This is a genomic window from Companilactobacillus allii (assembly GCF_001971585.1).
GTDB classification, from domain to species: Bacteria; Bacillota; Bacilli; order Lactobacillales; family Lactobacillaceae; genus Companilactobacillus; species Companilactobacillus allii.
Window position 1 is genome coordinate 2,322,215 of sequence record NZ_CP019323.1, and the last position, 13,726, is coordinate 2,335,940.

The window sequence follows — 13,726 nt, forward strand, 5'->3', positions numbered from 1 at the left end:
CTATATTAAGAATATTTACTTACAAGTTCTTATTATTGATATCTTTAACAACTACTACAGTTTTTCCATCTTTATATCCAGTAAAACTTACCTCATCCCCACTTTGAACAAACATATTCTGAGGATAATTTTTAATCGAAGCATAAAAAACATCTTGACTGTCATTCATCAAAAACGCCACTTCATTATCATTCACCTTAACAACACGATTAATTGTTCCAGTGAATGTCTTCTTTTTACCACTATAAGATGAACTAGCCGTACCTAAATTAGAATTAAACAAATTACGATACTTTTGTAACGTTGATTTAGCATCAGTCCCCACTGCAACAGTATCTTGAGTACCATTACCATTTGCCAATAAGTACACGTATGACATGAATGCACCATTATCATCGATCATTGAAACTACCCAAGTAGGTTTCCCGTCAATACGGTAAAGCAGCGGCATATTGGCTTTCCATTGAGTTTGCTTCATCCGATTTTCCGCCAAACTATCGGCACGATTGGGCGTCATAGCGTCGGCTTCTTCACGATAATAATAAGTTTTACCAGTTTTTGCATTAACATACATGTAACCCAAAACCGAGGTTTGCTTCTTATTATTACTTGTCATTGAAGTGAAATAGTAAATATTATTCTTGTATGCAATTGGTGTAAAAATATCGTCTGATCCTTCTGTTCCAACTTTTTCAACTGACTTCATTACTCCTAAGCGTGAACCACCAAAGCCGTGAGCATTCCACCAACCATTACGTTCAGTAGCATAAGAATAAATCTTATCACTAGCAATATTAGGATCAAAAGTAACATCAACCCATTTAGGCTGGTCCCCTTGCTTATACAGTTTAACTTTTCCAGTAACTGAATCTAAAACAGCAACATAGATTTTGCGATAATTCTTTCGATTAGAAAGTCCATATTGTTTATAAAGTGTCTGAACATAATATGGATGACCTGATTCGTTGATCTCTAATTGAGGTGCACTACCTGATATAACTAGTCCACGCCCAACTATTGATGCATAGATTTTACGAGATGCATCATGACCAAAATACGCCGATGGTGTATATCTCATACTTTTACGAATGAATTTGGGCTTGGCATTCTTTGAAGTTGCATCCACGATAAAATATCCGGGAACCTTCTTATAATGGTTATATCTAAAAAATGAACCATCAAAATCCAATGGTGATACATAAACTAACTTATCATGGTAAAACTGAACTCTAGCATGATTCAAAGAATAAACATTTGAATCAGGAACATTAGACAGTGAATTTTGCATCTGGTTACGCACCGTCTTATAAGAGTTCACTACCGGAACCTCTTTACTCTTAGAGTTAATAACCGGCATCGGAGCGTTTTTAGTCGTTGCATTTTCTGTTACATCTGTAATTTTAGCAACAGATTTTGTAGTAGCATACCCTGACACAATAATCACGACAATCAACAACCCTAATACCAATATGGATCCTACCGATGTTATTAGAAATTTGCCCTCAATTTTATGTATTTCACGTTTGACGATTGCCAAAATAACACCGTGTAAAGCTGATGAAATAGCCAGTGATAAAAGGTTTATTTCTAGCACACTTTTCCAGGTTTGGTCAGGTCCAATAAAATAGACAAAGAATAACGAAATAGCAAATAACAACACTTGTACAGATACATGAGTCCACATACCAAATTTAGAAGTTCTGTCTCTTAATAGTGCAACCACAAATGGTACATACGAGAACACCGTAAATTCAAGTGTTAACAACACAAATAATAAAAACATTTTTCATCCCCCTAATTATTATCTTCTTGATAAACCATCCATTGATAATTGTCCTCATCTTTTAAAAGCATATAATACAACCCCTCATATGGCTCTTTAGTTATAGGAATAGCTAATTTTAATCCCATATCTAGTGCTGAATCCCTTGTTTTCTTTATATCTTCAACAACTACATTGATCCACATAGTTTCTGGTGCACTTACTGGAACGACAAAACCCACATCCTCATTTTTACTGAGAAAATGAATATGCATACCTTCCATATCAACCAAAACTGTATCATTGTCCTTCAACGTACTTTGAACTTCCAAGATTTTTAAATTAAAAATCTTTCCAAACGTTTTGGCAGTTTTCATAGCATCAGAAACTACCATGTCTAACTCAATTCCCCTCTTCATAGAAACCTCCTAGATTGTCTTCCAAGTGTACCAAAAAAACTGGAACTGTAACAAACTTCTTTTCACTCAACTTTGAGTAGAAAAAAATTTGTTACAGTCCCAGTTCAAAAAAATTAAATATAATATAAGTAATCAATAATTGTTCTTCAATTACTATGCACTTTTCTTAATTAATTTATTAACGGCCTCTTCGATCGATTTACCGCATGCAGAAATACTTTTGTTACTTTTCTCTACGACGGTAAACAGGTGTTTCTTTTTATCCATTGAAACAGAATATTTTTTCATATTGTTTACCTCCACGTTCGGATTTTAATGGTTAATTCTACTAGCTTTATTAAGAATGTCAAGTCCACACTCCTAATAACCGTATTTTACAACCTTGAAAGCAATTTATTTAGTATTCTGCTTACAACAAAAAGCAATCTCGTTATTGAGATTGCTTTCTATACTATTTAAACTCTATAAAAGCTTAGCTTCCTTCATTAATTCTTCAATATATGTTCCATGAATCTTTTCAAGAAGTTGTTTCTCCACCATACGTTCCTTAAATGGAAGTTTAATATCTTTCAATCCTTTTTGATCATTTAGATAATATACAGCTCTCATCAATACACGTGTATCAAATGCTGAAGCGAACACTTCTGGAACACCACGATCAACATCTAATAATGTGTATACAGCTTCCATAGCTGTACGAACTGAATATTCAGTTGTAAATACAGTATCACGATCTGTTTCTGAAAAATTACCGATAAATGCCAAATTCTTTGATCCATTAGGAACTACCAATGGACGATCTCCAACTTTTCTTGGCATGAAATATGAAGTTATATATGGCATATGTGCTGGGATAGTACTTGCATGATTTTCTGCGATATCTTTGATCTTATCAGTAGGAACACCAATGTGATATAACCATTCCTCACATAATTCCTCACCAGAACAATCAGTGATTTTCTTATTTACGAAGTCACCTGGTTTATCTGAGAATAATCCATATACCCAAACAACCAATTCATTTGGTTTTTGAGCCTTAAAGTGTGGTTGTCTACTAATTGAGTATCCATACAACCAGCTAGAATCCTTAATACTTACAGGTCCGCTAGTTACGATTGAGCCACTGTGTGGATCTTTTTTACTTATTTTTTCAATGTATGGAGTTGCTGAATCATCTGTTAAAGTTATGGTACCTGAAATTACCCAGTTTGCATCTGGAATGTTCTTACAGAACTTGTCTGGATGTCCAAAAGATGAATCTTGTTTAGCCAAGTTTTCCCAAAGCTTCCAACTGTCACCTAATTCATGTTCTGTAGGTGCTGGATGTTTCTGATCACCATAAGTTGTACTTTCAGTGATTGAACCATTTGTAACAAAGACTAAGTCATTTTCAGTTAAATCAACTGAATCATCTTTGCCATCAACTGTCATATCAATCTTTTTGGCTACTTTGTCTCCATTTGAAGTATCTACTTCAATATTTTCAACATGTGTATTGTATTGGAAGTTAACTCCTTTACTCTCCAAAAACTTGATAATTGGTAAAATCAAAGATTCATATTGATTATATTTTGTAAATCTCAATGATGAGAGATTTGGTAATGAGTCGATATGGTGAACGAATCTCATCAAATAACGTCTCATTTCCATTGCACTAGCCCATGGTTCAAATGCAAACATCGTTGACCAATATAACCAGAAATTTGACTTGAAGAATTCATCAGTAAATACTTCATCAATTCTCTTATCATCAAGATCCTTTTCAGGTGTTAAAACTAAATCTAATAACTCTTGAATAGCCTTTGGTGTCAAAGTCAATTTGTCAGGTACATCAATTGCTTTACCTTGGTCTTGAATAGCTCTACCACTTGAATAACTAGGATCTTTCTTATTCAACCAATAAAATTCATCCAAAATTGATATATCAGGATTTTCGAGTGATGGAATTGATCTAAACAAATCCCATAGTGTTTCAAAATGTGGTTCCATTTCTCTACCACCACGGATAATATAACCTTTTTGCTCATTCCAGATTCCATCCATACTTCCACCAGGAAGTGCTAATTCTTCAAGAACATGGATTTTTTCACCTTTCATTTGACCATCACGAACCAAAAATGTTGCGGCAGCCAAACCAGCTAACCCAGACCCAACAATATATGCTGACTTGTTGTCAACACCTTCTGGCTTCATTGGACGTGCAAATGCTTCGTAATTACCATTACTTCTATACATAAGAATCACCTCTCGAATTATTTAAACCACTTTACGCATCTTTACATGTCAAATATAGTTCCATTACCTTAAAACTACAATAAAAATATATGAATTTTATGTTTCTATTTTTGAATTATTATTTATGGTATTTTGACCTTTAAATTACGCACGTAAAAAGGCACCGAATCAGTAATGACTCGGTGCCTTCAAGAGTAATAATTAGTATAAATAATCATTTTTCATGAAATAAAAGACTAGAATTCTTCATATTCAGCAGGATCTTGATTTTTTACACGACCATCTACTTTTGTTAAAGAATTTATTTTATTAATATCGTCATCTGAAATATTGAAATTAAAAATATCAATATTATCCATTTGTCTAGATGGATTAGATGACTTAGGAATTGGTAAAGTATCAATTTGATGTTCCCATCTCAAAATAATTTGACCAACTGACTTTCCATATTTTTCAGCCAATTTCATCAATACTGGATCTTTCAAAACAGAACTTGCACGCCCTAGTGGACTCCAATCCATAGTTACAATACCATGTTCTACATCATAACTACGCATATCTTCTTGATTAAAATATGGATGTAATTCAATTTGATTAATTGCTGGAACAACCCCAGTTTCTCTTTCTAATCTATCGAGATGTTCTGGTAAGAAGTTACATACACCGATTGATTTAACTAATCCAAACTTTTTAGCCTGAATCAATGCATCCCAAGCTTCAACGTACATATCACGTTTTGGATTAGGCCAGTGCAATAAATATAGATCAAAGTAATCAAGATGTGCTCTATACAATGATTCTTGAATAGCTTCAATAGCCTTGTCTTGCTTATAGTAACGTCCTGGTAATTTTGATGTAACGGTTAATTCAGTTCTTGGAATAGAAGTTCTACCAATTGCTTCACCAACGGCACCTTCGTTTTCATAATTATAAGCTGTATCGATCATACGGTATCCATTATTAATTGCCGATACAATACTTTGTGCACCTTTATTACCATTGAGTTGATATGTACCAAACCCAATTTCAGGGATAATTTGACCATCATTTAATTTATACATGAATAAAATCCTCCTTATATTTAAGGTACAACAAATTGTAAAATTGCACAAAAAAAGTTCCTTCACCAATCCGAGGCAAAGGAACTTAAGGATAATCTTACAGAAATCTTTGGAATGTGTAAGAAAACCCCTTTTGCAGGTAGGCTACCTGCACAACTAATAATACACGTTTCGACAGAAAATTGCTATTAATTATTTAACATATTGTATATTTGAACAACAACTGGCTTAATATCAACTGATATACGTTGGTAATTCTCTAATGCAACGACTGCATTTTTACCATTATCGGAAATATGGATAACATCTTGGAACCCATATCCCCAGCCATTCGCAAATTTATTGTTCTTATCATTATAAAATCCTCCGCCATACATACTATGACTTCCAGATTTATGTAACTGCTTTTGCGATTTCTTAGTCAACATCTTACCTGCAACTATATATTGTTCAGCTTTATACAGATCTTCAGCACTCATATAAACTTGACCAGTACCTAATTCATCGTAAGTGTAATATTTATTAGTTCTAAATGCATTACGATAATCTGCTTTTGCGGATAATGGATCAATATTACTGTACCCAGCTGCTTTATCAATATGTGAAGATTTATCATAAGCAAAAATTGTATGTTTTAGATGTAATTTATCAATATAAGTTTTGGTAAACATATATCTATATGACTTACCAGTGGTTTTTTCAAGAATCCCACTTAACAAATTATAATTAATCGGAGAATAGAACCATTTATTATAATAAGCGCTAGAAAAGTGTAATTTTGTAATATCATTTTTTAAGATATTATCGTCTGACATAACTTGACTGGGACCAATCTGTGTTGGCATCAATAATCCAGATTTCATATCAAGCATTTGTTGGATAGTTATCTTTTTACTGCCAGGAATATTCGGATAGAACTTGGATAGCTTGTCATCAAGTGATAGTTTGCCCAATTCAACCTGTTTCATTATCATTGCTGCTGTAAATGACTTTTGAATTGAGTCAATCTCATATGATGTATTTTCAGTATTTAATTTCCCCTTAGCATAATTTGAATACCCACGACTAGTTTCATATAATACTTTCCCATTTCGCATAACTAAAATAGTCCCTGAAAACTTTTTTTCATTTAATAATGTATTTACTTGGTTCTTAAACGATGTGGCATCAAAGCTTTCGTCATTATTGGTACTATTATCAATTGGTACATTATCTTTAGTAGTATCATCTGCACTTATTAAAATTGGCTGAAACATTGGTATTGATAAAAAAATTGCTAAACAAGCAAGTATATATCGGAACTTTCTTTTCATAAATGACACCTTCCCAGAAATAATTACTTCAATTCCGTTTATAAAACAAATTATAAAATATTTTTATTATTTAAAATAACTATATAACCTTAAATATTCAAATCGTATAGCAAGTCGAATTATAGGCTACTATATATAGATATGGTAGAATTGATTTAATAAACTCAAAGGAGAAATTTATGTCCACAATAATTATTGTCGTTGTTGTTATAGTGCTAGCTTTTATTTATGCCGGCTTATATAACAATCTAGTAAGATACCGTAATCGTGCACGTGAATTCAGTTCACAAATTGGCGTGCAATTAAAACGTCGTACTGACTTAATTCCTAACTTAGTTGAAACAGTTAAGGGATATGCAAGTCATGAAAAGGAAACACTTTCTAAAGTAGTCGAATTAAGAAACAATGTCACAAATGCTGGCTCGCTACAAGAAAAGGTTGATGCCGATAATCAACTTACTGGAGTATTAAGACAAGTATTTGCACTTTCAGAAAGTTATCCAGATTTGAAAGCTAATCAAGAATTCGGAAGATTAATGGAAGAATTATCTAATACAGAAAATAAAGTTTCATATGCTCGTCAAGCATATAACAGCCAAGTTCAGTTATATGATACAGCAATAGAAACATTCCCAAGAAATATCATTGCAAAAATTCACGGATTTAAACGTATGGACTTCTTACAAATTCCTGAAGCAGAAACAGAAGTACCTAAGGTTAAATTCTAGGAGCTAAATTATGATATACCAGCAAATCGATAGAAACAAACGTAAGACTTATTTAATTTTCACTGTTTTCTTCATTATTTTAGCCGGTATTGGAAGTTTTATTGGGGACTTTTTTATGGACAATATTTGGGGTGGATTAATAATCACTCTGATTGTTGCATTGGTTTATACGCTGATAACCTATTTTCAATCGACTAATATTGTGATGCAAATGAATGGAGCCAAGAAGGTCAATTCAGCAGAAGAAGCACCTGATCTATGGCATATCGTTGAAGACTTAACAATGGTCGCAGATATACCCTTTCCAGATATTTATATCATAAAAGATGACTCTCCAAACGCTTTTGCTACTGGTCGTGATCCTGATCACGCAGCCGTTGCCGTTACAAGTGGACTGTATAAAATGATGAATCGTGAGGAACTTGAAGGTGTTTTGGCCCACGAAATATCACATGTTAAAAACTATGATATCCGTGTTTCAACCATCTCTATTGCCCTTTCATCCGCCATAATATTCTTGAGTTATTTAATTGGTAATGCCTATCGTTTTGTTCTGCCATTCAATGATGATCGTGATAGAAATTCTGGAGGTGGATCTTGGGTTGCCATTAGAGCTGTTCTTTGGTTAATTGGAATTGTATTCCTGATACTGGGTCCATTTATAGCCAGTATTGTACAACTCGCTATTTCTAGAAATCGTGAATATTTAGCTGATGTCTCCGGAGCTGAATTAACTCGTAATCCTCAAGGATTAATTAATGCTCTAGAAAAATTAAAAGATAGCACAAAACCAATGAAAAAAGTTGATGAGGCAAGTGCCTCACTTTATATTGATGATCCACTAAAGAAAAAACATTTTACCCATATGTTTGATACTCATCCACCTTTGGATGATCGAATTGCAGCATTAAAGAAATCATTTATGTAGGATTCAATCTAGTTTTGATTGAATCCTTTTTATTTGCCTTATCGAATTATTAATAACTGCTCATATGACTGAGAAATTTGCTAGTCATATGATAAAATAACAGGTGAAGATTTTTTATAAATCTTTGAGTTGAGAGGGAATTTTATGTATATGCTTTTACTGATCCTACTTGGGGTCATTGTATTATTCACCACGTTTATGACGAAACCTAAAAAAAGGATTCATCATAGATTAGTTTCATTAGGATTATTGTTAGTCGTTGTTGGTGGATCAGGAGTCTACGAAAGTTATCAAGGGAACACCTCAACTGGGGATAACCCAAGACAAAGTGTTAAGACAACTACTGATTCATCGACTGATCTTTCCAAGTTAAATTACCAAAGTGATCAAGAAATCGAAGTTAACAATAACAAACCTACCTTTACTAGTTCGGATTTGAATATCAATAATGGTGCATGGCAAAGTTTCACCAATCTTGATAACTTGAACAGAGCAGTAAGAGCAGATGCACTATTGAATAAGGGCTTGATGCCAACAGCAAAACGTGAGCCACTTTACGTTAATCCTACGGGATGGCACAACAAGAAATTAAAGTCAGGCTGGTTATATAATCGTTCTCACTTAATTGGCTACCAATTAAGTGGTCAAAATAACAATCCCAAGAATTTAATGACTGGTACACGTTCATTAAACTCTCCGGAAATGTTAAAACATGAGAATGATATAGCCTACTACCTTAAGCAAGATCCTAATAACTATATTAGATATCGAGTTCAACCAATCTATCGTGGCAATGAATTAGTTGCCAGAGGTGTACAAATGATGGCTGAATCTATGGATAGTCAAGGAAGTGCTGATGGCCAAGTCTCATTCAATGTGTATATATTTAACATCGAAAGCGGCGTAACAATTAATTATTCTGATGGTACTAGTGTAGTCAATAACAATTAAGGAGATGTTTGGAATGCAATATAGCTCAGGCGATAAAGAAATTTTTGATTTGATTGGAAAAGAAGAAGACCGTCAAAACCGTAATATAGAATTGATTGCTTCTGAAAATATTGTTTCGGACAATGTTAGAAAGGCTCAAGGTTCAGTTCTAACTAACAAATATGCTGAAGGTTATCCTGGCAAGAGATATTATGGTGGTTGTGAATATATTGACCAAATAGAAACAATAGCTATTGAACGTGCCAAGAAATTATTTGGTGCTGAATATGTTAACGTTCAACCTCACTCAGGTTCTCAAGCAAATGCGGCCGCATACCAAGCAGTCTTGAAACCAGGAGATTCTGTACTAGGTATGGATCTTAATGCTGGCGGACATCTTACACACGGTTCAAAGGTTAACTTTTCAGGTAAAATGTACAAGTTTCATTCATATGGAGTTAATGACGAAGGATTCATAGACTATGATGATGTACAAAAGATTGCTGAAGAGGTGAAACCAAAATTAATTGTTGCTGGTGCTTCAGCATATAGCCGTATAATTGATTTTAAAAAATTCAAAGAAATTGCTGATTCAGTTGGCGCTTTACTAATGGTTGATATGGCCCATATTGCCGGACTAGTTGCTGTTGGATTACACCCAACACCAATTGGTGTCGCTGATATTGTGACTACAACTACCCATAAAACACTTAGAGGACCTCGTGGCGGAATGATTTTTGCTAAACCAGAGCTTGGTAAAAAAATCAATTCTGCAATTTTCCCAGGAACACAAGGTGGCCCACTGGAACACGTAATTGCTGCTAAAGCTGTTGCATTTGGTGAAGACTTACAACCACAATTCAAGGATTATATAGAACAAGTTGTTAAAAACGCAGCTGCAATGGCTGAAGTTATAAACGATTCAGAAGACTTATCAGTTTTAACTGGTGGAACAGATAATCACCTTCTCAACGTTGTTTTAACGAAAACTGATATGAACGGTATGGAAGTTCAAGACATGCTTGATTCCATCCACATCACATCTAACAAAGAAGCCATTCCAAATGACCCATTGCCACCTAAATACACATCAGGGCTTCGTTTAGGAACTCCTGCAATCACAAGTCGTGGATTTGATGAAGATGATTGTCGTGAAGTTGCACACATTATTGTAGATGCTATTAAGTATCATAATGACAGTGACAAACTTGAAGAACTTGATAAGAGAACAAAGGCACTTACTGATAAACATCCAATTAAATAAATAATCATAAAAAAAAGATCAAACTCAAAATTGAGTTTGATCTTTTTTCGACTAGTCTAAAACTGAATCTTTTGCTTTTTTAGCTTTTTGTTTACGATCATAATTACCATACAATATCAACGCAATAGCACCAAATACGATAGGACCAATAACTGTCCAGAAAGCATCTGAATATGCATGCTCAATTATTGGTTGGATAACTGTAAAGATTACAGCTAAAGCCAACACAACAAATGAAACAATTGATACTGCCCACATTGCTTTTCTATTTTTATAGAACAAATATGGCTTTTCAATCTTATCATTTATATTGAAAAATGGATATGCTCCGACTAAGAATAGATATGGAATAGTTGTTGAAACGTTAGCCATCAATGTTAAAACATTATAAAGTTGCTTAGCATTTCTACCACCAAAGGCAATAAGCAAAATCATAATTCCTACAAATCCAGCCTGCATCCACATTGCATTAGCTGGCATACCATGTTTATTTAATTTAGTTACACGTTCTGGCCAAAAGTCTTTTGGTGTACCCATAATAAACGACTTCAATGGTGAATAAACCAAAACAAAGAATGAACCCATATACAAAATAAACATATCAAATCCAGTAAATCTAGCTAACCATTCACCTGTAGTAATAGCTGCAGCATGACTCCAACCAATACTATCAGCGAACTGATAACCTAAGTTGCTCATCATAACATAAGTAATATTACCTAGATTAACGTTTGATTTACCAAGAATCTGATTCCAATTTGTACTGATACCCCACATAAGAATAGTTAATGAGTAAGTAACAGCAATAACACCTGCCGATATCAAGACACCACGTGGGAAATCACGCTTAGGGTGCTTCATACTATCAGTAACAGCACCAACAGATTCCATACCACCGTATGCAAATATCGCATAAACAACGAATGAAATCATACCAATTGGTGATGCAAAGGCTGGATTAGCTGAATGAATAAACGTATCTAGTCCTGTAATTGGTTCTGCTGAATGAAATCCTGATGTAAATAACAGTATTAAACTTAGTAAAAAGAAGATACCGTTTAATGCAATAGTCAAAATACCACCAACAGATGAAACTTTAGAAATCTTATCCATTCCTAGACTTGCGAAAAATGTGACAAACATAATCCACAATAATCCTAATATACCAATAACTTGGGTTGCACTAAGTCCGAACATACCCCAAGATTGTGTACCATCATGACCTACAAAAAAGGTTGATAGTGGAATCCAAACTTTTGTAGATGTTGAAACTAACCAAACTTCCCAAGAAGCTAGCCAGATAAATGTACCAGTGAAGGCAATCTTTGGTCCTACAGCTCCTTCGATCCAAGAATAAATTCCACCCTTTGCTTCGTTAAAAGCGGAACCATACTCTGCCATCATAAATCCTGCAGGTAGGAAGAAGAATACCGCTGCAAATACGTACCAAATAATACTTGCTAATCCCATTTGCTCATAAGCAACTGTTGTATTAGCAAATCCGAAAATCGCCGTAAAAATCATCATTATTAATCCAAATAATGTAATGGTTTTTTTCGTCGAATTACCATCATCCATTGTTTAATCCCCTTAACGGGTTCCAGGACGAATCCCTTCGCCCTTCTCAAAATTTAAATTTTCAATGTACTAATTATAAGTTCATATCAGTCTTAAAGTTCAGAGGTGAAAAATCAGTCGAGTCCGTAATTAATTGAGCAATTAATTCTTTATATGCATCAAGTGACGTTTTAGACATCTTGTTAGATGCATCTGTCAAAAATTGTGGTAATTCTTCAGAATCCTTACTTAAAGCTTGCATATCAAAATCACGTAACATATCACGTAATGTGATATTAATTTCTTTTTGCTTAGCTTGATAATTTTTACCAAGTTCCTTGTAATGACTATCTAATAAAACTCCAGCCAGTTTGTATGTCCAATATGCTGACTTACTATCATATGGAAGTTCTCCAATTTTGTACTCATCTGGAGTATCTGTGATTCCCATATAAAATGGAACATAAATACTCTGTGATGCGACTCCCATTGCAAGCCATTGGACACACGCAATTTCTGGATCCATATCAGGTCTAATTTGTAAGACATGTGATTCTTGTGTCTTAGCTAAACTGATCGGACGATAACGTTTATTATTCACACTATTATTCAAAGGGTCAAAATCAGTCTTTTGATAATGTGATGCCAAATAATCTTGTGCATCATCAATGCTTAATAAACGATTTGCTTTCTTTATGAAAGATAGGTCTTCACTTTCAGGGCTTTCATTTGTCTTTCCTGAAAAGTTTTGTTGTCCCCACCAAACACGTGGTGTGCTATATATTTCATCAGATAAATCATGTGTTCCAAAAATATTTCTAAAATTAAATCCACTTGGATTAGGATTCAAATTATTATCATTGACGAATTCTTGTAGATCATTTCTAAATAAGAACTGATCTGAATCCTCAAAATCAATTTCTTGAATCGCCAACTGGTTAGCAACAACAGCATAAGAATCATCGGGGATACGTTGTGCTACCCAATAGTGGCCCGAACCATTTTCAAAATACCAAACTTCATCTTTATCAGAAAATAAGACACCGTTTGTTTCACATGTCCCATAATCTTCAATAATTTTACCTAAACGTTCAACACCCTCACGAGCACTCTTAACATATGGTAAAATCGTTGTTATCATGGCTTCTTCGCCAATACCATTTTTCTCAAGCGGATCAACGCCTAGAACACGTTGATTAGAATAAGCACTTTCAGTAGCACTCATTCCCACACCAAATTCATTGAATCCATCTTCTTCAAACAAACCTTCTTTAAAAGTCCATTCAGGAGTAGCTGAATATTTATAGCGAGTCTTAGGTAGATCCATCTTAAAATCATTAGCCTTGGAAACAAACTGCTGGTCTTGTGTATATTCCTTGTGTTCATGAATAACAAAATGCTTTGGCCATGATGGCATTGCATCTTCATTTCTTCCAATAATAGTTGAGCCATCAATTGTGGCCTTTTTACCTATTAAAATACTCGTACAAGCAGAAAGAGAACTTTTATTATAGTCTAATGACATTTAA

12 protein-coding genes are annotated in these 13,726 nt (G+C 34.1%); 4 read left to right on the plus strand and 8 right to left on the minus strand.

The features are described from left to right. Positions 1–19: 19 nt before the first annotated feature. From BTM29_RS11545 to BTM29_RS11565, 6 genes are all read right to left on the minus strand, one after another. Entirely contained in the window at positions 20–1,783 is a 1,764-nt protein-coding gene (locus BTM29_RS11545) for a hypothetical protein (protein WP_076618008.1), read from the minus strand. A gap of 11 nt (positions 1,784–1,794) precedes the next feature. Further along, positions 1,795–2,181 (minus strand): VOC family protein, encoded by a 387-nt coding sequence (locus tag BTM29_RS11550; RefSeq protein ID WP_076618011.1) that lies wholly within the window; start codon positions 2,179–2,181, stop codon positions 1,795–1,797. 153 nt (positions 2,182–2,334) lie between these two features. Beyond that, positions 2,335–2,484: a DUF5945 family protein gene (locus BTM29_RS12975; protein ID WP_289781536.1), complete on the minus strand. Its 150-nt coding sequence runs from the start codon at positions 2,482–2,484 to the stop codon at positions 2,335–2,337. A gap of 159 nt (positions 2,485–2,643) precedes the next feature. After that, on the minus strand, positions 2,644–4,416 hold the full coding sequence (locus tag BTM29_RS11555) for an oleate hydratase (RefSeq protein ID WP_076618015.1): 1,773 nt from the start codon (positions 4,414–4,416) through the stop codon (positions 2,644–2,646). A gap of 236 nt (positions 4,417–4,652) precedes the next feature. Beyond that, the gene (locus BTM29_RS11560; protein WP_076618020.1) at positions 4,653–5,477 is read right to left on the minus strand and encodes an aldo/keto reductase; all 825 of its coding nucleotides are present in this window, start codon (positions 5,475–5,477) and stop codon (positions 4,653–4,655) included. A gap of 188 nt (positions 5,478–5,665) precedes the next feature. Next, complete coding sequence (locus tag BTM29_RS11565) at positions 5,666–6,790, minus strand: serine hydrolase domain-containing protein (RefSeq protein WP_225972208.1); 1,125 nt, start codon at positions 6,788–6,790, stop codon at positions 5,666–5,668. A 179-nt stretch (positions 6,791–6,969) separates the two neighbouring features. Between BTM29_RS11565 and BTM29_RS11570 the strand changes: the two genes are divergently transcribed. The 4 genes from BTM29_RS11570 (at position 6,970) to glyA (ending at position 10,640) form a co-directional block, all read left to right on the plus strand. After that, positions 6,970–7,518, plus strand: a complete 549-nt coding sequence (locus BTM29_RS11570; protein WP_076618024.1) for a LemA family protein — start codon at positions 6,970–6,972, stop codon at positions 7,516–7,518. Positions 7,519–7,528: 10 nt separating this feature from the next. After that, on the plus strand, positions 7,529–8,446 hold the full coding sequence (gene htpX, locus BTM29_RS11575) for a zinc metalloprotease HtpX (protein ID WP_076618028.1): 918 nt from the start codon (positions 7,529–7,531) through the stop codon (positions 8,444–8,446). 144 nt (positions 8,447–8,590) lie between these two features. Beyond that, a complete protein-coding gene (locus BTM29_RS11580) occupies positions 8,591–9,397 on the plus strand; it encodes a DNA/RNA non-specific endonuclease (protein WP_076618032.1) in 807 nt (268 codons plus the stop codon). Between the two features lie 13 nt (positions 9,398–9,410). Continuing rightward, entirely contained in the window at positions 9,411–10,640 is a 1,230-nt protein-coding gene (gene glyA, locus BTM29_RS11585; RefSeq protein ID WP_076618036.1) for a serine hydroxymethyltransferase, read from the plus strand. Positions 10,641–10,691: 51 nt separating this feature from the next. On the opposite strand, the gene yjeM is transcribed toward glyA, so the two are convergent. Then, positions 10,692–12,218 carry a glutamate/gamma-aminobutyrate family transporter YjeM gene (gene yjeM / locus BTM29_RS11590; protein WP_076618039.1) on the minus strand — a complete coding sequence of 509 codons (1,527 nt, stop codon included), beginning with the start codon at positions 12,216–12,218 and terminating at the stop codon, positions 10,692–10,694. 73 nt (positions 12,219–12,291) lie between these two features. Beyond that, positions 12,292–13,722, minus strand: coding sequence for a C69 family dipeptidase (locus BTM29_RS11595; protein ID WP_076618044.1), 1,431 nt, complete (start codon positions 13,720–13,722; stop codon positions 12,292–12,294). Between the last annotated feature and the right edge of the window lie 4 nt (positions 13,723–13,726).